Below are 19839 nucleotides of genomic sequence, written 5' to 3'. Positions count from 1 at the left end.
ACTCCTATCCCCGCGCTTCGCGGGCCGCAACCTCCGGTGTGAGCAATCGGCGCAGACATCCCAGGCATCTGGAACGTTCCGGGCCGAGACTTCCCTGTGAGATACCCAACTCCCCCGCGATTTCCCGGTATGTCGGGTCCCTCGGGGAGAGGAGGGCCTCGACGAGCCGGGGGCAGCGGCCGGGGAGCCGGCGGACCGCTTCCCGCAGGGCGCGGCGGCGGGCGGCCATCAGGGCGAGGTGTTCGGGATCGTGCCGGTCGGTGTCGGCGGCGGGCTCGTGCTCGTAGGGCCGTTCCCGTCGTGTCGTACGGCGGCTGCGGCGGGCCTCGGAGCGGACGGCCCTGCGCAGCCAGCCCGGTGGGTCCGGGGGCGGGCCGTCGGTGTCGAGGCGTTCCAGGAGGCGGAGCCAGACCGCCTGTTCCAGGTCGCCCGGCTCGGTTCCGGCGGCGTGGGCCTCGGCGGAGGCCTCCGCGAGGAGCAGCGGGCGCAGGGCGGCAACCAGGTCGTGCGTCATATGCGGCACGACGCGGCCGCCCGGGCAGAGGGTTGCCCGGGCGACCGTGAGTCACCCCAACCGGGGCGCGGGTCTCAGCTGTTGACGAAGTCCTCGCGGGCCAGCACCCCGGTGTCGGGGTTGTCGGTGAAGACACCGTCGATGCCGGTCGCGAAGTACGTCCGGTAGGCGCCGAAGACATCGCCGTAGGCGTCGGCGTCGGTGCCCTTGCGGAAGTTCGTGGGGAGGAAGGGGTTCTCGTTGCGCATCGTGTAGGGGTGCAGGATCAGGCCGACCTTGTGCGCGTCGCTCACCAGCGTGGTGGGCGCGGTGAGGTTGCCGTTCGCGTCCTTGGGGATGACCAGGTCCAGGGTGGGGCCGATGCCCTGGGCGTAGGAGGCGATCTCCCTGAGGCCGGCCGGCTTGATCAGGTCGGCGACCGTGCGCGGGTCACCCGTCTCGACGAAGTCCCAGGGGCGGCTGGTCGCGCCGGAGAGCAGGACCACCAGCGGGTTGTCGACCAGCTTGTTCAGGCGCTGGACGCTGGTCGGTTCGAAGGACTGGAGGATGACCGGGGAGTTCCGCCGGTCCTTGCCGTGCTTGTGCAGCACCTTGGCGACCCGCTCCTCCAGGGCGAGGCCCTGCTTGCGGAAGTAGGTGGGGTGCTTGAGCTCGGGGTAGATCCAGACCTGCTTGCCGCGCCCCCGGGTCTGCTCGTCCTGCCAGCGCAGCACCTCTTCGAAGGTGGGGATCTCCCAGCGGCCGTTGTAGAGGGTGTTGTGCGGGCGGTTGGCAGGGATGCGCTCGGTGGCGCGCAGGGTCTTCAGCTCGGCGAGCGTGAAGTCCTCGGTGAACCAGCCGGTGGTGGAGACGCCGTCGAGGAGCTTGGTCTTCTTGCGGTCGGCGAACTCGGGATGGTCCGCGACATCGGTCGTGCCGCCGATCTCCGGCTCGTGCCGGCAGACGAGATGGCCGTCCCTGGTGGGCACCAGGTCGCCGGCCTCGACGATGTCGGCGCCCATGTCGAGGGCCAGCTGGTAGGAGCCGAGGGTGTGCTCGGGCCGGTAGCCGCTGGCGCCCCGGTGGCCGATGATCGTCGGCTTGGGCAGGCTCTTCACTCCGCCACCACCGCCTCCGTGCCGGGTCTCCGCCGCTCTCGCCGTGCCGGAGAGCCCGAGGACCGCTCCGCCCGCGCCGAGCACGGCCGCGCCGAGAAGCATCCGCCGTCCGGTGACGCCCGTCTGCTCGTTCTCCTGGGTTCCCATGTGGACCCTCCCTGACCGTCCGCTCATTCAGTGCGCGCCGATCGTAGGTGCGCGTGCGTGACGGATGGGAGACCTCCGGCGGAACTCGCGGGTGACGCTGAATGTCGTACGGGAAAGGTGAGGTGACGTTCCGTCGGGAGTCGGCCGGAGGGCGCGGGCAGGTCGTCGCTAGGCCCTCGGGGCGATGTCGGTCACATCGTGGCCGGCGTGTTACGGGCCGTCCACGCCGCGTCACCGCAGGTAAACCTGTGTCAACAGTGCGTAAGGCCTCGGTGAAGTCGGCGCACCCGATGTGCGGGACCCCGGGAACCGCGAGTATCGTCCTCACCTGCACAGACTTGTACAGATCCCTCGCCATCCCCTTGACCCCGGAGGGCCCGTTGTCCCGCTTCGCGCTCATCAAGGCAGTGCTCGGACCGATCATGCGCCTGATGTTCCGCCCACAGGTGGAGGGCGCGGAGCACATCCCGGGCGACGGTCCGGTCATCCTGGCCGGCAACCACCTCACCTTCATCGACTCGATGATCCTGCCGCTGGTCTGCGACCGTCAGGTCTTCTTCATCGGCAAGGACGAGTACGTCACCGGCAAGGGCTTCAAGGGTCGTGCGATGGCCTGGTTCTTCACCGGGGTCGGCATGATCCCGGTCGACCGGGACGGCGGCCGGGGCGGGGTCGCGGCGCTGATGACCGGGCGCCGGATCCTGGAGGAGGGCAAGGTCTTCGGCATCTACCCCGAGGGCACGCGGTCGCCCGACGGGCGGCTGTACCGGGGGCGCACCGGGATCGCACGGTTGACGCTGATGACCGGTGCGCCGGTGGTGCCGTTCGCCATGATCGGCACGGACAAGATTCAGCCGGGTGGGGCGGGGATGCCGCGGCCTCGTAAGGTCACGGTTCGCTTTGGTGAGGCGATGGAGTTCTCCCGTTACGAGGGGATGGACCGGGACCGGTATGTGCTGCGGGCCGTGACGGACTCTGTGATGACCGAGGTCATGCGGCTGTCCGGGCAGGAGTACGTGGACATGTACGCCAGCAAGGCGAAAGAAGCCGCGTAAGCACCGTTCGGGTTCTCAGGTACGGCGGCTGCGGGTCCGCTGTGGTTGATCGCGCAGTTCCCCGCGCCCCTGAGGCAAGCTGTCCAGCCGTTGGTCTCGCAGCATGAACCACGCTGCCACTGCCGCAGTGAGCAGGACAACCGCGCCCACGCCCGATGCCAGTGCGAGGCCGTCCACGAAGGACTGGCGGGCGGCGTCGAGCAGGGCCTCGGACGTGGGGGCGGGCAGGTGTGCCGCCGCCTCCACCGCGCCGCCCAGAGATTCGTGGGCCTCGGCCGGAGTGCCTGCCGGGCCCGTGAAGTCGCGGTAGACGCCCGTCACGATCGAGCCGAGCACCGCGATGCCGAGCGCCGCGCCCAGTTCGTACGCCGTCTCCGACACCGCCGAGGCCGCGCCTGCCTGCTCCTTCGGTACGGAGGAGAGGATCACGTCGGAGGTGACCGTGAAGGAGAAGCCGGCGCCGACGCCGACGACCAGGAGGGCGGCGCCGAGCAGGGGGTAGCCCGTCGAGCGGTCGATGACCGTGAGCGCGGCCAGGGCGAGGCCGATCGCCGCGAGGCCGCCGGAGACCACGGCGCGCACCGAGTAGCGGCGGGCCACGCGACCGGCGATGAGTCCGGCCACGACCGCGCCGATCGCGGCGGGCAGTTCGGCAAGACCCGCCTCCAACGGGCCCCTGCCCTGCACGAGTTGCAGGAACTGGGAGAGGAAGAAGACCAGGCCGGACAGGCCGAGGATGGTCAGCAGGTCGGCCAGCACCGCGCCGCTGAAGCCACGGTGCCGGAACAGCCGCATGTCCAGCAGTGGGGACGGCAGCGTGAGCTGGCGGCGCACGAAGCCGTACAGCGCGGCCGCGCCGGCCAGGCCGGCGGCGAGCGTGGCCCAGGTGAAGCCGTGAGCGGCCGCTTCCTTGACGGCGTACACGACACCGATCATGCCGACGAGGGACAGGGCGACGCTGGTCATGTCCCAGGGGCCGGGGCTCGGGTCGCGTGACTCGGGCAGCAGCTTGATGCCGACGAGGACGAGGACGACCATCACCGGCAGGTTGATCAGGAAGACCGAGCCCCACCAGAAGTGTTCGAGCAGGAAGCCACCGGCGATCGGGCCGACGGCGGTACCGGCGGAGGCGGTCGCACCCCAGATGCCGATGGCGAGGCTGCGTTCACGCGGGTCGTGGAAGAGGTTACGGATCAGGGCGAGGGTCGCCGGCATCAGCGTCGCGCCGGCGACACCCAGCAGCGCCCGGGCGACGATCATCAGCTCCGGGGTCGTCGCGTAGGCGTTGAGCACGGATATCGCGCCGAACGCCGTGGCGCCGACGAGCAGGATCCGCTTGCGGCCTATTCGGTCGCCGAGGCTGCCCATCGAGACGAGCAGACCGGCGATCACGAAGGAGTAGACGTCGCCGATCCACAGGAGCTGGGTGCCGGAGGGCTTCAGGTCCTCGCTGATGTAGGGGGTCGCGAGGCCGAGGACGGTCGCGTCGACGGCCACCAGCAGCACGGCGAGCACGAGGACGGACAGCGCGAGCCAACGGCCCGGGCGCTTGGTCACCGCCTCGGTCGTGGTGGCCGGCTGCAGGGTGCTGGTCATGATTCCTCTCTCGGTCGTGCGGGTTGGCGTAGTGCGCCGCCGAGCAGCAGCTCGACGATCATGTGGGTGAAGTCGTTGCGGGCGACCCGGCCCTCCGCGACCGCCCAGGCCGCTGAGCCCAGCAGGCCGTAGAGCGCCTCGGTGAGCCAGACCGGGCTGAGGTCGATGCGGAACTCGCCGTTCTGCTGGCCGCGTCGGAACAGGGCGGCGATGCGGTCGTCGATGCGTGCCCAGCCCGCGTTCTGCTGCTCGCCCTCGAACAGTTGGTTCTCCGTGTAGAGGAAGGCGAGCAGTCCAGCGGCGGGTTCGATGGCGCCGACGAGGCGTCGTACGGCGTCACCCGCCGCGCCCTCGTCCAGACGCGCCGCGTCCAGCGCGGCCTCGCACTCCGCGATGCCGAGCGACTCCAGCGCGCGCACGAGCGCGTCCCGTCCGGCGAAGTGCCGGTGCAGGGTGGCGCGGCTGATCCCGGCGGCCTTGGCGACCTCGTCCATGGTCGCGGTGGATTTGCGGGTCAGCAGGGCCGCGGCGGTGCGCAGCACGTGGTCACGATCAACAGCCATGAGACGAGAGTAGCGCATGTGAGACATGATTGTCTCATCGTGGGCATGCGTGACTCATTGCGCGTCGGCCAGCGTGATCTACGGGGCCGACGGCCGGCGATCAACGGGTGTGCGTCAGTGCCAGGGCAGTTGCCCGCGCGTCTCCCAGTACGCGTCCGGCTCCTCCACCAGCGCGGCCAGCCGCTCCAGTTGGGCGTCGTCCAGGTCCACGACCGCCGCGTGCAGGTTCGACGCGAGTTGTACGGTCGTCGCCGCGCCGGAGAGGACGACGCCGGCCCAGGGCTCACGGAGGATCAGCGCCAGCGCGACGGCGTCGCAGCCGAGTTCCGTCTCCTCGGCCACCGCCTTCAGCGCGTCCGGCGCATACCGGTCCGCGAGTCGTCCGTTGGCCATGCCCTCCTTGACGATCACCGTGAGCCCGGCGTCGTGGGCCTCGGCGAGGGCGGGGCCCGCCGAGGTCTCCAGGGCGTTGAACGTCGACTGGACGGTATGGAAGAGGGGCTCGCCGTCGACCGTCACGGCGAGGGCGGCGCGGATCGCGGCCGCTTGGGCGGGGCCGCTGGTGGAGAAGCCGATGGTGAGGCCGGCGGCCGCGGCTTCGGCGAGCCTCGCGTGCAGGTCCTTGTCGGTGAGGGCGGGGCTGTCCGGGGTCACCGAGTGGATCTGGTAGAGGTCGAGACGGTCGCCGAGCAGGGCGTCGGACTCGGCGCGCTGACGCTCGTAGGTCTGGAGGGTGTGGTCCTTGACCTCGTGTTTCTCGGCGTCGGTGGACCAGTCGGCGGTGTAGGTGTAGCCCCACTTGCTGCCGATGACCACGTCGTCGATGCCGGGGTTCTTGTCGAGCCAGTCCGCGAGGAACTCCTCCGAGCGGCCGTAGGAGCGGGCGGCGTCGAAGTAGCGGACGCCCTGGGCGTAGGCGGCGTCGAGGAGTTCGTGGGTGCGGGTGTGCAGCGCTTCGGCGCTGCGGTGCTCTCCGAGGTCTTCGTGTCGGCCGAGGTTGATGTAACCGGGGCGGCCGACGGCGGCGAGGCCCAGTCCGATGTGGCAGGTGGGGGTTGTCGCTGTCGCCAGTCGGGCGAAGGGCATCGCGGGCTCCGTTCGGTCGGCTCCGGTACGGCTCCTGACCAACGTAACCCGCGATGACCTTCGCCTCAGGGGTTGGGTTGTGCGGTAGTTCGGCGGCTTTCGGCCTGTGGGGTTTGCTCGCGCAGTTCCCCGCGCCCCTTAAGGGCGATTCGCCCACTGGTGCTGGGCTGCCACGTCCTGCTTCACCTCGGCCAGTTGGACGGCCACCGCGCTCGGGGCCGTGCCCCCCCGGCCGTTCCTGGAAGCCAGCGCGCCCGGCACGTTGAGGACCGTCCGGACCTCCGGCGTCAGATGGGCGCTGATCTTCGCGAACTGTTCGTCCGTCAGGTCGTCCAGCTCCTTGTTCTCCGCCTCGGCGACCTTCACGCACTCGCCGGCGACCTCGTGGGCGACGCGGAAGGGGACGCCCTGCTTGACGAGCCACTCGGCGATGTCGGTGGCGAGGGAGAAGCCGGCCGGGGCCAGTTCCTCCATGCGCTCGCGGTTGACGGTGAGGGTGGCCATCATGCCGGTGAAGGCGGGGAGCAGGACCTCCAGCTGGTCGCAGGAGTCGAAGACCGGCTCCTTGTCCTCCTGGAGGTCGCGGTTGTAGGCGAGGGGCAGCGCCTTGAGCGTCGCCATCAGGCCCGTCAGGTTGCCGATCAGCCGGCCGCTCTTGCCGCGCGCCAGCTCCGCGATGTCCGGGTTCTTCTTCTGCGGCATGATCGACGAACCCGTGGAGAACGCGTCGTGCAGGGTCACGAAGGAGAACTCCTTCGTGTTCCAGATGATGATCTCCTCGGCGATCCGGGAGAGGTTCACGCCGATCATCGCGGTGATGAAGGCGAACTCGGCGACGAAGTCACGGGAGGCCGTGCCGTCGATCGAGTTGGCGGCCGACCCGTGCTCGAAGCCGAGGTCCTTCGCCACCGCCTCCGGGTCCAGACCGAGGGAGGAACCCGCCAGGGCGCCGGAACCGTACGGCGACACCGCCGTGCGCTCGTCCCACTGGCGCAGCCGCTCGGCGTCCCGGGACAGGGACTGGACGTGGGCCAGGACGTGGTGGGCGAAGAGCACCGGCTGGGCGTGCTGGAGGTGGGTGCGGCCGGGCATCGCCACGTCCGGATGGGCCTCGGCGAGGCCCATCAGCGCGTCCTGGAGGTCGGCGATCAGGCCGCCGATGACGCGGGCGTGGTCCCTCAGGTACATCCGGAAGAGGGTGGCCACCTGGTCGTTCCGGGAGCGGCCCGCGCGGAGCTTGCCGCCGAGGTCGGCGCCGAGGCGCTCCAGCAGGCCGCGCTCCAGGGCGGTGTGCACGTCCTCGTCGGCGATCGTGCCCACGAAGGAGCCGTCGGCGACATCCGCTTCGAGCTGGTCAAGGCCCGCGATCATCCGGGTCAGCTCGTCCTCCGTGAGCAGCCCCGCCTTGTGCAGCACGCGCGCGTGGGCGCGGGAGCCGGCGATGTCGTACGGAGCCAGCCGCCAGTCGAAGTGGACCGATGCGGACAGCTTGGCCAGGGCCTCGGCGGGACCGTCGGCGAAACGGCCGCCCCAGAGCCGGACGTCACCGCTGTTGCTGCTCACTTGCTGCGCTCCTCGGGAGGGTCTGGATGTGGCACCGCCTCCCCGTGGCGTGAACGGGGAGGCGGTCGTCAGGCTAGTGCGCTTGACCACACATTCACCTGCATGAGTATGCAGAGCTCTGCATGATTCGTCAATTCAGGCGGCCGGGGCGGTCGACTCCAGGGCGGGGCGCGGCAGAAAACTCGCGCTTCCTTTGAACGCGGGAAACCGCTTACCCGTACCTCTCGCCGAACGCAGGCGCCGCGTTTGCAACAGACAGCACGCACAGACGACACCCCCGAACCCGAGTGAGGCATCCGCATGTCCAGGGCTCTTCCGAAGTACAACAAGCGCCGCGTCGCGTTCATCGGCGGCGCCGCCGCGGTGGCGCTGTCCGGCACGGTGATCGCCGGCTTCGCCCTTGCCGGGGAGACGACATCGTCTTCGAAGAGCGCCGGCACGAACGCCCGCACACTGGCCGGACCAGGCACCATCACGTGCCCGGACGTGACCGGTCAGCTGCCCGCGATCCCGGCCTCGGCGCAGGCCGAGGTCGACCGCAACCTCGCCCAGCTCCAGACCCAGATCGACGAAGCCAACCAGCGCCTCGTCGACACCGTCGGCCAGGGCGGACCCAACTTCGTCCAGAACGCCATCCTCGGCCCCCTGGAGGACAAGCGCGTCGCCGCCCTCAACCGCATCGAGACCGCCATCGGCCGGGCAGCCGCGAAGCCCGAGGGGCTGGAGGCGTTCGCCGCCTGCACGCTCGACGCGGATGGCGCCGGTGGCGGGGCGGGTGCGGGTGAGGAGGCCGGTGCCGGGGCCGATGCCGGCGAGGACGCGGGCGCGGAGGCCGGGGCCGGTGAGGACGCCGGTGCCGGTGCCGGTGAGGAAGCGGGCGCGGGTGCGGAGGCCGGTGCGGGCGAGGACGCCGGGGACGCGGCGGGCGACGCGGGGAACGCCGGGGTCGGGACGATCAGCTGCCCGGACGTGACCGGTCAGCTGCCCGCGATCCCCGCCTCCGCGCAGGCCGAGGTCGACCGCAACCTCGCCCAGCTCCAGACCCAGATCGACGAAGCCAACCAGCGCCTCGTCGACACCGTCGGCCAGGGCGGACCCAACTTCGTCCAGAACGCCATCCTCGGCCCCCTGGAGGACAAGCGCGTCGCCGCCCTCAACCGCATCGAGACCGCCATCGGCCGCGCGGCCGAAAAGCCCGAGGGGCTGGAGGCATTCGCCGCCTGCACGCTCACCCAGTGACGTGACAGGCAGCCGTGGCCGCCCCGTTGGCACGCCGGCCGGGGCGGCCGCGGTGTTTCATGCCGCACCCCACAATTACTTAGACATACGAACGACCTACGTCCATAATCGGTTGACGTGGGAAAAACTTACGAACGTATCGACGGCAGACTCCGCACCTTCATCGAGGAGCAGCCCCTCTTCTTCACCGCGACCGCTCCCCTGTCGGCCGACGGCACCGTCAACCTCTCCCCCAAGGGTCTCAAGGGCTCCTTCGCGATCCTCGACGAACTGACCCTGGCCTACCTCGACTTCGCCGGCTCCAACGCCGAGACGGTCGCGCATCTGCGGGAGAACGGCCGGATCACCCTGATGTGGTGCGCCTTCCAGGGGCCGCCCAACATCGTCCGGGTGCACGGCCGCGGTGAGGCCGTCTTCCGTGACGATCCGCGGTTCGAGGAGCTGCTCGGGCACTTTCCCGACATCGACCCGTCCCTGCACGGCCTGCGCGCGATCGTCGTGGTGCGGGCCGATGTCATCCGCGACTCCTGCGGATACGCGGTCCCGCTCATGACGTACGACGAGGACCGCGACCTGCACGCGAGGCGCTTCGCGCGTGAGGACGACGACTCGCTGAGCGCGTACTTCGCCAAGAGGCAGATCGCGAACAGCCTGGATGGCCTACCCGGAGTGCCGTTGCCCCTGCCCCCGTCTAGCGTCTGAGCCATGCGCCCCGGTGTCGTCGCCCTCGTGTCCGCGTCCCTCCTGGCAGTCGGCGCCGCCCCGGCCGGCCCGCCCCGGCCCGCGCTGCCCGCACGCATGGCCGACACCGGCGGCGGCACCCAGCTGATCACCGCCGTGGCCCTGGGAACCGGCTCCACGTCCGGCACCGTGACCTGGTGGGACCGGGTCGAGGGGACATGGGTGAAGGCCGGTTCGGCGTCCGCCCGGTTCGGGGCGAAGGGTCTCGTCGAGGGGGCCCGGCGCAAGCAGAGCACCAACACGACGCCGACCGGGCTGTACAAGCTGCCGTACGCCTTCGGCATCGAGGCGGCGCCGCGCGGGACGGCGTACGAGTACCGCCGGGTGCGCAAGGACTCCTGGTGGTGCCAGGACAACGACTCCCGCGTCTACAACCGCTGGACCGAGCCACGGGCCCGCGACTGCCGGGCCGCCGAGTCCGAGCACCTGATCTCCTACGGCCCGCTGTACGCGCACGCACTCGTCATCGGCTTCAACTACGACCGCCCGGTCAAGGGCCGCGGAGCGGGCATCTTCCTCCATGTGAAGGGGCGCGGGGCGACGGCCGGTTGTGTGTCGGTGTCGCGGAAGGCGATGCGGCGGATCCTGACATGGGCCGATCCGGGGCGGAAACCGCATATCGCGATCGGGACGGCGAAGGGGTCGACGGCCATCACCCGGTACTGAGCGCGCGCCACTGAACACACGGACCTCCCCGCACGTATCTCAGGGCCAAGGGACCACGCCCATCACGCACCCCCCTTGCCCCGTCCCCGGAGGAACCGTGACCACCACGCTCGCAGGCGGCCGTGCCGCTCGCCGCCAGACGATGCGCCGCATCCGCCCGCGCCGCTCCCCGGCCGTCCCGCTGGTGATCGCCCTATGGGCGGGCGCGGCGGCGGTGCTGTGGCTGTGGTGGGACAACACGCCGTCCCTCGCGGACAACACCGCGAAGATCCTCGCCGCGGGGCGGATCACCGGACTGCTCGCCGGCTATCTGATGGCGCTCGTCGTGCTCCAGATGGCCCGGGTGCCGGCGCTGGAGCGGCGGGTGGGCTCGGACCGGGTCGCGCGGTGGCACGCGATGAGCGGGCGGTACACGATCTGCCTGGTCATCGCCCATGTCTTCCTGACCATGTGGGCGTACGCGCTGCAGGCCGGCAAGACGCTCGGCGACGTCGTGCAGCAGACGGTCGACTCGGTCAACACGCTGCCCGACATGGGCAAGGCGGCCATCGGCACCGGGCTGCTGTTCCTCATCGCGTTCCTGTCGATCGGGGGCGTCCGCCGCCGGATCCCGTACGACACCTGGTACCACGTCCACCTGCTGACGTACGCGGCGGTGTACCTGACGTTCTGGCACCAGATCACCACCGGCAACGAGTTCGCCGTCGAGCCCACCGCGAAGACCTTCTGGTACGGGCTGTACGGCGCCGTGACCGCGGCGGTGATCTGGTACCGGGTCCTCACCCCGATCCGCCTCAACATGCGGCACCGGATGTATGTCGAGGCGGTCATCGAGGAGACGCCGGGCGTGGTGTCGGTGCTGATCGGCGGGCGCAAGCTGCACCGGATGGGGGCGGAGGCCGGGCAGTTCTTCCGGTGGCGGTTCAAGGCGCCGGGGATGCGGTTCAGTTCCCACCCGTACTCGCTGTCGGCGGCGCCCCGCCCGGACATGCTGCGGATCACGGTCAAGGCGATCGGCGACCACACGTCGCGGCTGCGTGACCTGAAGCCGGGAACGAAGGTGTGGGCCGAGGGGCCGTACGGTGCGATGACGGCACAGCGGCGCAGCCGCGGCAAGGTGCTGCTGGTGGCCGGCGGTGTCGGCATCACACCGATGCGGGCGCTGTTCGAGACGCTGCCCGGCGCGTCCGGTGACATCACGCTCCTCTACCGGGCCAACAGCACCCAGGACCTGGCGCTGTGGGACGAGCTGGCCAAGATCGCCGACGAGCGCGGCGCCCGTCTGATGTACGCGGTGAACAGCCCTGACGGCGAGCGGCCCGACATCTCGGCGGAGCGGTTGCGGCAGAAGCTGCCCGACATCGACAAGCACGACGTTTTCATGTGCGGGCCGGCCGGCTTCGCGCAGTCCGTCTACGAAGCACTGCGCGGCGCGGGTGTGCCCGCCCGCCGCATCCATCACGAGTCGTTCGAGATGTGAGCGACGGGACTCAAAGACTTCAGGAGCTGTAGGACCGATGAGGAAGAGTCACCCCATCCGGCGTGTCGTGCTGGCCGGCGCCGCCACCGTGTCCGGGATCGTGCTGCTGCTGTCGCTGAAACCGGCGTCCGACCCGGGTTCCGCACAGGCGGCGGGCATCGGCGCACCGCCGGCGGCCTCGGCCCAGGGCGGCGCCCAGGCGGCGGCCACCGGCACGTTCACCGGTGACGCGGCGCAGACCCAGTACGGGGCCGTGCAGGTACGCCTGACGGTGGCCAACGGCAAGATCACCAAGGCGGAGACGGTCCAGGCCCCCAAGGGCGGCCGGAGCGACCAGATCACCGCCAACGCCGTACCCAAGCTCAACCAGGCCGCCGTGGCAGCCGGCAGCGCCGACATCGACGCCGTCTCCGGAGCCACCTACACCAGCGCCGGATACAAGGAATCCCTCCAGTCCGCCCTGGACAAGGCGCAGGCGAGCGCCGGTGCGTCGCAGGGGTCCGGTGCCGCCCAGGCCGCCACGGTCACCGGGGACGCCGTCCAGACCCAGTACGGCGCGGTCCAGGTCCGTATCACCGTCAACGGCGGCAAGATCTCCAAGGCGGAGACGGTCCAGGCGCCCAAGGGCGGCCGGAGCGACCAGGTCACCGCCGACGCCGTACCGAAACTCAACCAGGCGGCCGTGGCAGCGGGCACCGCCGACATCGACGCCGTCTCCGGAGCCACCTACACCAGCGCCGGATACAAGGAATCCCTCCAGTCCGCCCTGGACAAGGCGCAGGCGAGCGCCGGTGCGTCGCAGGGGTCCGGTGCCGCCCAGGCCGCCACGGTCACCGGGGACGCCGTCCAGACCCAGTACGGCGCGGTCCAGGTCCGTATCACCGTCAACGGCGGCAAGATCTCCAAGGCGGAGACGGTCCAGGCGCCCAAGGGCGGCCGGAGCGACCAGGTCACCGCCGACGCCGTACCGAAACTCAACCAGGCGGCCGTGGCAGCGGGCACCGCCGACATCGACGCCGTCTCCGGAGCCACCTACACCAGCGCCGGATACAAGGAATCCCTCCAGTCCGCCCTGGACAAGGCGCAGGCGAGCGCCGGTGCGTCGCAGGGGTCGGGCTCCCAGGGCTCCGGGTCCCAGGGTTCGGGCGCCGCGCAGGCCCGTACCGTCACCGGCGAGGTGTCCCAGACGCAGTACGGGCCGGTCCAGGTGCGCGTCACGGTCGCCGGCGGCAAGATCACCAAGGCCGAGGCGGTCCAGACGCCCAAGGGCGGCCAGAGCGACCAGGTCACCGCCAACGCCGTACCCAAGCTCAACCAGGCCGCCGTGGCAGCCGGCAGCGCCGACATCGACGCCGTCTCCGGAGCCACCTACACCAGCGCCGGATACAAGGAATCCCTCCAGTCGGCACTGGACCAGGCCGGTGGCTGACACGGTGGTGGAACCGACACAAGCTCCCGCCGCGGTGCGTCATGCGGAGGAGGTCATGGGGACGGTCTTCTCCTTCGACGTCCGCGGCGGGGACCCCGGTGCCGTGCGGTCGGCACTGGACGAGGCGGTCGCCGGACTGCACCGGGTCGACGAGGTGTTCAGCACCTACCGCGACGACAGCCAGATCTCCCGGCTGGTACGCGGTGCGCTGACCGTCGACGAGTGCGATCCGGAGGTCGCCGAGGTGCTGGAGCTCGGCGCCGAGGCGGAGCGGACCAGCGAGGGCTGGTTCAGCACGTCGTACGAGGGCCGCCTCGACCCGACCGGCATCGTCAAGGGCTGGTCGGTGGAACGGGCGGCCCGCCGCCTCGCGGACGTCCCCGGCGTGAGCGGCGTCAGCCTCAACGGCGGCGGCGACGTCCAGCTCCTGGGCGTCCCGGGCGCACAGCGCCCCTGGCGGGTGGGGGTGGCCGACCCGCTCCGCCCGGGCGGCCTTGCTGCCGTGATCTCCGCTGCCGGTCTGTCCGAACTGGCGGTCGCCACCTCCGGCACCGCCGAACGCGGCGCCCACATAGTCGACCCCCGCACGGGCCGCTCCGCGGTGACGGACCTGGTGGCGGTGACGGTCGTAGCCCCCAGCCTCACCTGGGCCGACTGCTGGGCGACCGCCGCCTTCGCCATGGGTTCACGCCAGGGTCTGCGCTGGCTGGAGTCGTTGCCGGACGTAGAAGCGCTCTTGATCACAGCGGGCGACGAGGTCCGCTGCACCGGGGGGTTGGCGGCGCGGCTGGGCTGACGCGGCCGGGGGGCTGAGGCGGGGGCAACCTCGCAGCCCACGCGAGCCGACCCACCCAGGGGCGCGGGGAACTGCGCGACCAGCCACGAACAACCCGCGCCCAACCAGTCACAGACCCCCTACGGCGACTAGTGCCCGTTCTGAGCCAACCGCAGCAAATGATCGGCCAGAGCCTGACCCCCCGTAGGATTCCGGCTGATCAACAGCAACGTGTCGTCACCGGCGATGGTCCCCAGGATGTCCTGCAGCTCGGCCTGATCGATGGCCGAGGCCAAGAACTGCGCCGCCCCCGGAGGGGTCCGCAGGACCACGAGGTTCGCGGAAGCCTCCGCGGAGATGAGCAGCTCCTGCGACAACCGCCGCATCCGCTCCTCCTTCGCCGACTCCCCCAGCGGCGCCCGAGGCGTACGAAACCCGCCCTCACTCGGCACCGCGTAGATCAGGTCACCGTCGTTGTTCCGGATCTTCACCGCGTTGAGCTCGTCCAGGTCCCGGGAGAGCGTCGCCTGCGTGACGCTCAGCCCGTCGTCCGACAGCAGCTTCGCCAGCTGACTCTGCGACCGCACCGGCTGCCGGTTGAGGATGTCCACGATCCGGCGGTGGCGTGCGGTACGGGTCTGCGGCACGGCAGGCCCGGCGGCCCCGCCCTGCTCGTGGTCCTGCGCCTGACTCATCGTCGTCTCATTCCCCGGATCATCCGTCCCCGTTGGCAACGTCCAGGATGCCGGGAAGGGCCTGAAGAAGCGCTTCCACTTCGTCGTCCCCGAGGTTCAGCGGCGGCATGAGCCGTACGACATCGGGGGCGGGCGCGTTCAGCAGGAATCCGGCGTCCTGAGCCGCCTGCTGCACCTTCGCGGCGTGCGGCTCGGTGAGCACGATACCCAGGAGCAGTCCCGCGCCCCGGACATGGCTGACCAGCGGATGGCCCAGCGCCTCGATCCCGTCGCGCAACGTCTCGCTCTGCCGCTTGACGTTCTCCAGCAACCCGTCGTTCGCGATGGTGTCCAGCACCGCGAGACCGGCGGCGCACGCGACCGGGTTGCCACCGAACGTCGTCCCGTGGTGCCCGGGCTGCAGCAGCTCGGCGGCCCGCCCGAAAGCGACCGTCGCGCCCAGCGGCAGGCCGCCGCCCAGCTGCTTGGCGAGGGTGACGACGTCGGGCAGGACGCCCTCGTGGGCCTGGTACTCGAACCAGTGCCCGGTACGGCCGACGCCGGTCTGCACCTCGTCCAGGACGAGCAGCGCACCGCTCGCGGCGGTGATCGCCCGCGCCGCCTTCAGATAGCCGGCCGGCGGCACCACGACGCCGAGCTCGCCCTGGATCGGCTCGATGATCACGAGGGCCGTCTCCTCGGTGACGGCCGCGGCCAGCGCCTGCGCGTCGCCGAAGGGCACATGCGTGACGTCACCGGGCAGCGGCAGGAACGGCTCCCGCTTGCCGGGCTGCCCGGTCATCGCGAGGGCGCCCATGGTGCGGCCGTGGAAGCCGCCGTCGGTGGCGACGACGTGCGTCCGCCCGGTCAGCCGGCCGATCTTGAAGGCCGCCTCGTTGGCCTCCGCGCCGGAGTTGCAGAAGAAGACCCTGCCGTCCCGGCCGAAGAGCTGGAGGAGCCGTTCGGCGAGGGCGACGGTCGGCTCGGCCATGAAGAAGTTGGAGATATGGCCGAGGGACGCGATCTGCTTGCTGACGGCCTCGACGATCGCCGGGTGGGCGTGGCCGAGCGCGTTGGTGGCGATGCCGCCGACCCAGTCGTAGTACTGCTTGCCCTCGGCGTCCCAGACCTTCAGGCCCTCACCGCGGACGAGAGGGAGCCGCGGGGTGCCGTAGTTGTTCATGAGCGAGCCCTGCCACCGCTGGGTGAGCTCCTGATTGTCGGTCATACGGCATCCCCCTCTTGCGCGTCCGGCACGACCATCGTGCCGATGCCTTCATCGGTGAAGATCTCCAGCAGGATCGAGTGCTGGACCCGCCCGTCGATGACGCGGGCGGTGGTGACGCCCCCGCGCACGGCGTGCAGGCAGCCCTCCATCTTCGGCACCATGCCGGAGCTCAACTCCGGCAGCAGCTTCTCCAGTTGGGAAGCGGTGAGACGGCTGATCACCTCGTCGGAGTTGGGCCAGTCCTCGTAGAGGCCCTCGACGTCCGTGAGGACCATGAGGGTTTCGGCGCCCAGAGCAGCAGCGAGTGCCGCAGCCGCCGTATCAGCATTGACGTTGTAGACATGTCCGTCGTCCTCGGAACGGGCGATCGACGAGACGACCGGGATCCGGCCGTCGGCCAGCAGCGCCTCGATCGCGCCCGTGTCGATGGCGGTGATCTCGCCGACCCGGCCGATGTCGACCAGCTCGCCGTCGATCTCGGGCTGGTGCTTGGTGGCGGTGATGGTGTGCGCGTCCTCACCGGTCAGGCCGACGGCCAGCGGGCCGTGCTGGTTGAGCAGGTTGACCAGCTCGCGCTGGACCTGTCCGGCCAGCACCATCCGTACGACGTCCATGGCGTCCTCGGTGGTGACGCGCAGGCCGGCCTTGAACTCGCTGACGATGCCGTGCTTGTCGAGGGCGGCGCTGATCTGCGGGCCGCCCCCGTGCACGACGACCGGCTTGAGGCCGGCGTGGTGCAGGAACACGACGTCCTGGGCGAAGGCGGCCTTCAGCTCCTCGTCGATCATGGCGTTGCCGCCGAACTTGATCACGACGGTCTTGCCGTTGTGCCGGACCAGCCAGGGCAGCGCCTCGATGAGGATCTGGGCCTTGGGGAGCGCGGTGTGCTTGCGCGCGGGTGAGTTGCTCATGAGGAGTAGGCGCTGTTCTCGTGGACGTAGTCGGCGGTCAGGTCGTTGGTCCAGATGGTCGCGGTCTCGGAGCCCGCGGCCAGGTCGGCGACGATGTGCACCTCGCGGTAGCGCATGTCGACCTTCTCGCGGTCCTCGCCGACGCCGCCGTTCTTGCACACCCAGACGCCGTTGATGGCGACGTTGAGCCGGTCGGGCTCGAAGGCGGCGGACGTCGTGCCGATCGCGGACAGGACACGGCCCCAGTTGGGGTCCTCGCCGTGGATGGCGCACTTGAGGAGGTTGTTGCGGGCGATGGAGCGGCCCACCTCGACGGCGTCGTCCTCGGTCGCGGCGTTGACGACCTCGACCTTGATGTCCTTGCTGGCGCCCTCGGCGTCCCGGATGAGCTGCTGGCCGAGGTCGTCGCAGACCTGCCGTACGGCTTCGGCGAACTCCTCGTACTGCGGGGTGACTTCGGCGGCGCCGGAGGCGAGCAGCAGCACGGTGTCGTTGGTGGACATGCAGCCGTCGGAGTCGACGCGGTCGAAGGTGACCTTGGTGGCGGCGCGCAGGGCCTTGTCCAGGGCGTCGTTGTCGAGGTCGGCGTCGGTGGTGAGGACGACCAGCATGGTGGCGAGGCCGGGGGCGAGCATGCCGGCGCCCTTGGCCATGCCGCCGACGGTCCAGCCGTCCTTGGTGACGACGGACGTCTTGTGGACGGTGTCGGTGGTCTTGATGGCGATGGCGGCCTTCTCACCGCCGTGCTCGGAGAGCTGCGCGGCGGCGGTCTCGACGCCGGGGAGCAGCTTGTCCATGGGGAGCAGGACGCCGATGAGGCCGGTGGAGCAGACGGCGATCTCGATGGCGCCCCGGCCGAGGGCCTCGGCGGCCTTCTCGGCGGTGGCGTGGGTGTCCTGGAAGCCCTTGGAGCCCGTGCAGGCGTTGGCGCCGCCGGAGTTGAGGACGACGGCGGCGACCTGGCCGCTCTTGAGGACCTGCTCGGACCACAGGACCGGCGCGGCCTTCACGCGGTTGGAGGTGAAGACACCGGCGGCGGCGCGGCGGGGCCCGGTGTTGACCACGAGGGCCAGGTCCGGGTTGCCGTTCTCCTTGATCCCGGCGGCGATGCCCGCCGCCGTGAATCCTTTGGCTGCCGTGACGCTCACGGTGCGACTCCGATCGTCGAAAGGCCGGTGGCCTCGTCAAATCCCAGGGCGATGTTCATGCTCTGGACGGCACCGCCCGCGGTGCCCTTGGTCAGGTTGTCGATGGCGCTGATCGCGATGATGCGGTTCGCGGCGGCGTCGTACGCGACCTGCACCTGAACGGCGTTGGAACCGTAGACGGACGCCGTGGCGGGCCACTGCCCCTCCGGGAGGAGGTGGACGAAGGGCTCGTCGGCGAACGCCTTCTCGTAGGCGGCGCGCACGGAGTCCGCCGTGACGCCGGGGCGGGCGTGGGCGCTGCAGGTGGCGAGGATGCCGCGGGGCATCGGGGCGAGGGTCGGCGTGAAGGAGACCGACACCCGCTGGCCCGCCGCCCCGCTGAGGTTCTGGATCATCTCGGGGGTGTGCCGGTGGCCGCCGCCGACGCCGTACGGCGTCATGGAGCCCATGACCTCGCTGCCCAGCAGATGGGGCTTGGGCGCCTTGCCCGCGCCGGAGGTGCCGGAGGCGGCGACGATCACGGCGTCGGGCTCGGCGAGGCCGGCGGCGTAGGCCGGGAAGAGGGCGAGCGAGACGGCGGTCGGGTAGCAGCCGGGTACCGCGATGCGCTTGGACCCCTCCAGCGCGGCGCGGCCACCCGACAGTTCGGGGAGGCCGTAGGGCCAGGTGCCGGCGTGCGGGGAGCCGTAGAAGGTCTCCCAGTCGGCCGCGTCCTTCAGCCGGAAGTCGGCGCCCATGTCGACGACCAGGACGTCCGGGCCGAGCTGCTCGGCGACCGCGGCGGACTGTCCGTGGGGCAGGGCGAGGAAGACGACGTCGTGTCCGGCGAGGACCTCGGGGGTCGTCTCCTGGAGTATGCGGTCGGCGAGGGGCAGCAGGTGCGGCTGGAGCGCGCCGAGCCGCTGTCCCGCGTTCGAGTTGCCGGTCAGGGCCCCGATCTCGACCTCGGGGTGCGCCAGGAGCAGACGCAGCAGTTCCCCGCCCGCGTACCCACTCGCTCCGGCCACTGCCGCACGTACCGCCATGGAATCCTCCTCCTAGATGGCATGACTATACGTTTCGCCGCAGGTTTATGCAATCTTGGCCGGGCGGCCTACCCCGCCCGGCCGACGCGCCGCACCCCACCCGGGCGAGAGGGCACGAAAACCGGCTTTGTCCATGTCATGTCCATGGGCTAGTGTCCCCGGGCACGTATCAGGGGATCACGGCAGGTGGGGGACATGGCCGAAAAGATCGGCTCGCCCGAGAAGGGCCACAACGCTTGGGGGCAGGCCTTCGCGGCCGTGGCGTTGTTCGCGGCGCTCGGGGGCGCCCTGTGGGCGTCCGACGTGACGTCCGGGAACGGGAGCAGCGGCACGCCGGCCGCCAGCTGCTCCGACGAGAAGGAGCCCGGCAAGCGGACCGGCCGGGTGACCGGGAAGCAGCTGTGCGAGGCCCTGCTGCGGCCCGACCTCGCCGAACTGCTGGGCACTCCGACGGAGACCGCGAAGACCGCCTTCGGCAACGACGGCTCCGTGGGGCTCTCCGGCGGCAAGGACATCCCGATGCCCTCCGCCGAGGTCGAGTTCGACACGTACACGGTGACGGTCTCCGCCACCTACGACGACCTCCCCGTGGCCGGGTCGCACGAACTGCTGGGGAGCGCGACCGAGCGGACGGTGCTCGGCCGTCCCGCTGTCCTCTACTCGGACCGGACCATAAAGATCAACTTCCGTCTCGACGGCGGCGACGCCGAGAGCGGCACCGGCGTCCCGCTGCGCTCCGTCGTGGTGGCCCAGGACGAGAAGGACAGCGGCGGTTCCTACGACGTGACCCTGTGGCGCGCGGACGGCATGGTGCCGGACGACGCCGTACTGCTCCGGGTCGCCGAGAAGGTGCTGCCGACGGTCCCGGGGTGGGCCGCCGGCAGCTGAGCCTCTCGGAGCTC

Annotated in this window: 19 protein-coding genes; 8 read left to right on the top strand and 11 right to left on the bottom strand. The window is 70.7% G+C overall.

Features of this window, described 5'->3' with window-relative positions; genetic code table 11:
- Positions 1-4: 4 nt before the first annotated feature.
- Positions 5-514 (bottom strand): sigma-70 family RNA polymerase sigma factor, encoded by a 510-nt coding sequence (locus L0P92_RS12860; RefSeq protein WP_234762705.1) that lies wholly within the window; start codon positions 512-514, stop codon positions 5-7.
- A gap of 74 nt (positions 515-588) precedes the next feature.
- The gene (locus L0P92_RS12855; RefSeq protein WP_234762704.1) at positions 589-1758 is read right to left on the bottom strand and encodes a glycerophosphodiester phosphodiesterase; all 1170 of its coding nucleotides are present in this window, start codon (positions 1756-1758) and stop codon (positions 589-591) included.
- Between the two features lie 380 nt (positions 1759-2138).
- Here L0P92_RS12855 and L0P92_RS12850 point away from each other — a divergent pair, with 380 nt between their 5' ends.
- Positions 2139-2813 (top strand): lysophospholipid acyltransferase family protein, encoded by a 675-nt coding sequence (locus L0P92_RS12850; protein WP_308289715.1) that lies wholly within the window; start codon positions 2139-2141, stop codon positions 2811-2813.
- A 15-nt stretch (positions 2814-2828) separates the two neighbouring features.
- Here L0P92_RS12850 and L0P92_RS12845 read toward each other — a convergent pair whose 3' ends face one another.
- From L0P92_RS12845 to argH, 4 genes are all read right to left on the bottom strand, one after another.
- Complete coding sequence (locus L0P92_RS12845; RefSeq protein ID WP_234762703.1) at positions 2829-4409, bottom strand: MFS transporter; 1581 nt, start codon at positions 4407-4409, stop codon at positions 2829-2831.
- Positions 4406-4972 carry a TetR/AcrR family transcriptional regulator gene (locus L0P92_RS12840; protein WP_234762702.1) on the bottom strand — a complete coding sequence of 189 codons (567 nt, stop codon included), beginning with the start codon at positions 4970-4972 and terminating at the stop codon, positions 4406-4408. Before L0P92_RS12840 ends, L0P92_RS12845 begins: the two co-directional genes overlap by 4 nt.
- A gap of 114 nt (positions 4973-5086) precedes the next feature.
- Complete coding sequence (locus tag L0P92_RS12835; protein WP_234762701.1) at positions 5087-6058, bottom strand: aldo/keto reductase; 972 nt, start codon at positions 6056-6058, stop codon at positions 5087-5089.
- Between the two features lie 138 nt (positions 6059-6196).
- On the bottom strand, positions 6197-7621 hold the full coding sequence (argH, locus tag L0P92_RS12830; RefSeq protein WP_234762700.1) for an argininosuccinate lyase: 1425 nt from the start codon (positions 7619-7621) through the stop codon (positions 6197-6199).
- Positions 7622-7921: 300 nt separating this feature from the next.
- Between argH and L0P92_RS12825 the strand changes: the two genes are divergently transcribed.
- The 6 genes from L0P92_RS12825 to L0P92_RS12800 all read left to right on the top strand — a co-directional run bounded on the left by L0P92_RS12825 (position 7922) and on the right by L0P92_RS12800 (position 13972).
- Positions 7922-8860 (top strand): hypothetical protein, encoded by a 939-nt coding sequence (locus L0P92_RS12825; RefSeq protein ID WP_234762699.1) that lies wholly within the window; start codon positions 7922-7924, stop codon positions 8858-8860.
- A gap of 117 nt (positions 8861-8977) precedes the next feature.
- A complete protein-coding gene (locus tag L0P92_RS12820) occupies positions 8978-9562 on the top strand; it encodes a pyridoxamine 5'-phosphate oxidase family protein (RefSeq protein WP_234762698.1) in 585 nt (194 codons plus the stop codon).
- Between the two features lie 3 nt (positions 9563-9565).
- Positions 9566-10267 (top strand): L,D-transpeptidase family protein, encoded by a 702-nt coding sequence (locus L0P92_RS12815; RefSeq protein WP_234762697.1) that lies wholly within the window; start codon positions 9566-9568, stop codon positions 10265-10267.
- Positions 10268-10364: 97 nt separating this feature from the next.
- Positions 10365-11747, top strand: coding sequence for a ferredoxin reductase family protein (locus L0P92_RS12810; RefSeq protein WP_234762696.1), 1383 nt, complete (start codon positions 10365-10367; stop codon positions 11745-11747).
- A gap of 37 nt (positions 11748-11784) precedes the next feature.
- Positions 11785-13176: an FMN-binding protein gene (locus L0P92_RS12805; RefSeq protein WP_234762695.1), complete on the top strand. Its 1392-nt coding sequence runs from the start codon at positions 11785-11787 to the stop codon at positions 13174-13176.
- 55 nt (positions 13177-13231) lie between these two features.
- Positions 13232-13972, top strand: coding sequence for an FAD:protein FMN transferase (locus L0P92_RS12800; protein WP_234762694.1), 741 nt, complete (start codon positions 13232-13234; stop codon positions 13970-13972).
- A gap of 128 nt (positions 13973-14100) precedes the next feature.
- Here the strand turns inward: L0P92_RS12800 and L0P92_RS12795 are convergent, their stop codons facing one another.
- The 5 genes from L0P92_RS12795 to argC are packed head-to-tail and all read right to left on the bottom strand — an operon-like array spanning position 14101 to position 18937.
- Entirely contained in the window at positions 14101-14646 is a 546-nt protein-coding gene (locus L0P92_RS12795) for an arginine repressor (RefSeq protein ID WP_234762693.1), read from the bottom strand.
- A 19-nt stretch (positions 14647-14665) separates the two neighbouring features.
- Positions 14666-15853, bottom strand: coding sequence for an acetylornithine transaminase (locus tag L0P92_RS12790; protein ID WP_234762692.1), 1188 nt, complete (start codon positions 15851-15853; stop codon positions 14666-14668).
- Complete coding sequence (argB, locus tag L0P92_RS12785; protein WP_234762691.1) at positions 15850-16764, bottom strand: acetylglutamate kinase; 915 nt, start codon at positions 16762-16764, stop codon at positions 15850-15852. The genes L0P92_RS12790 and argB overlap by 4 nt, the downstream gene beginning before the upstream one ends.
- Positions 16761-17912 carry a bifunctional glutamate N-acetyltransferase/amino-acid acetyltransferase ArgJ gene (gene argJ / locus L0P92_RS12780; protein WP_234762690.1) on the bottom strand — a complete coding sequence of 384 codons (1152 nt, stop codon included), beginning with the start codon at positions 17910-17912 and terminating at the stop codon, positions 16761-16763. The genes argB and argJ overlap by 4 nt, the downstream gene beginning before the upstream one ends.
- A complete protein-coding gene (gene argC / locus L0P92_RS12775) occupies positions 17909-18937 on the bottom strand; it encodes an N-acetyl-gamma-glutamyl-phosphate reductase (RefSeq protein WP_234762689.1) in 1029 nt (342 codons plus the stop codon). The genes argJ and argC overlap by 4 nt, the downstream gene beginning before the upstream one ends.
- A gap of 195 nt (positions 18938-19132) precedes the next feature.
- Between argC and L0P92_RS12770 the strand changes: the two genes are divergently transcribed.
- Entirely contained in the window at positions 19133-19825 is a 693-nt protein-coding gene (locus L0P92_RS12770) for a DUF6215 domain-containing protein (protein ID WP_234762688.1), read from the top strand.
- Positions 19826-19839: the final 14 nt, after the last annotated feature.

This window comes from Streptomyces muensis (assembly GCF_021474425.1).
Taxonomy (GTDB): Bacteria; Actinomycetota; Actinomycetes; order Streptomycetales; family Streptomycetaceae; genus Streptomyces; species Streptomyces muensis.
Note: the sequence above shows the minus strand (reverse complement) of the source record. Positions and strands in the feature narration are given on the sequence as shown.

What these genes read in the sequence shown, in the direction of transcription:
- L0P92_RS12860 (WP_234762705.1), bottom strand. Translation starts at nt 514, where the DNA reads ATGACGCACGACCTGGTTGCCGCCCTGCGCCCGCTGCTCCTCGCGGAG.
- L0P92_RS12855 (WP_234762704.1), bottom strand. Translation starts at nt 1,758, where the DNA reads ATGGGAACCCAGGAGAACGAGCAGACGGGCGTCACCGGACGGCGGATG.
- L0P92_RS12845 (WP_234762703.1), bottom strand. Translation starts at nt 4,409, where the DNA reads ATGACCAGCACCCTGCAGCCGGCCACCACGACCGAGGCGGTGACCAAG.
- L0P92_RS12840 (WP_234762702.1), bottom strand. Translation starts at nt 4,972, where the DNA reads ATGGCTGTTGATCGTGACCACGTGCTGCGCACCGCCGCGGCCCTGCTG.
- L0P92_RS12835 (WP_234762701.1), bottom strand. Translation starts at nt 6,058, where the DNA reads ATGCCCTTCGCCCGACTGGCGACAGCGACAACCCCCACCTGCCACATC.
- L0P92_RS12825 (WP_234762699.1), top strand. Translation starts at nt 7,922, where the DNA reads ATGTCCAGGGCTCTTCCGAAGTACAACAAGCGCCGCGTCGCGTTCATC.
- L0P92_RS12815 (WP_234762697.1), top strand. Translation starts at nt 9,566, where the DNA reads ATGCGCCCCGGTGTCGTCGCCCTCGTGTCCGCGTCCCTCCTGGCAGTC.
- L0P92_RS12805 (WP_234762695.1), top strand. Translation starts at nt 11,785, where the DNA reads ATGAGGAAGAGTCACCCCATCCGGCGTGTCGTGCTGGCCGGCGCCGCC.
- L0P92_RS12800 (WP_234762694.1), top strand. Translation starts at nt 13,232, where the DNA reads ATGGGGACGGTCTTCTCCTTCGACGTCCGCGGCGGGGACCCCGGTGCC.
- L0P92_RS12795 (WP_234762693.1), bottom strand. Translation starts at nt 14,646, where the DNA reads ATGAGTCAGGCGCAGGACCACGAGCAGGGCGGGGCCGCCGGGCCTGCC.
- L0P92_RS12790 (WP_234762692.1), bottom strand. Translation starts at nt 15,853, where the DNA reads ATGACCGACAATCAGGAGCTCACCCAGCGGTGGCAGGGCTCGCTCATG.
- argB (WP_234762691.1), bottom strand. Translation starts at nt 16,764, where the DNA reads ATGAGCAACTCACCCGCGCGCAAGCACACCGCGCTCCCCAAGGCCCAG.
- argC (WP_234762689.1), bottom strand. Translation starts at nt 18,937, where the DNA reads ATGGCGGTACGTGCGGCAGTGGCCGGAGCGAGTGGGTACGCGGGCGGG.
- L0P92_RS12770 (WP_234762688.1), top strand. Translation starts at nt 19,133, where the DNA reads ATGGCCGAAAAGATCGGCTCGCCCGAGAAGGGCCACAACGCTTGGGGG.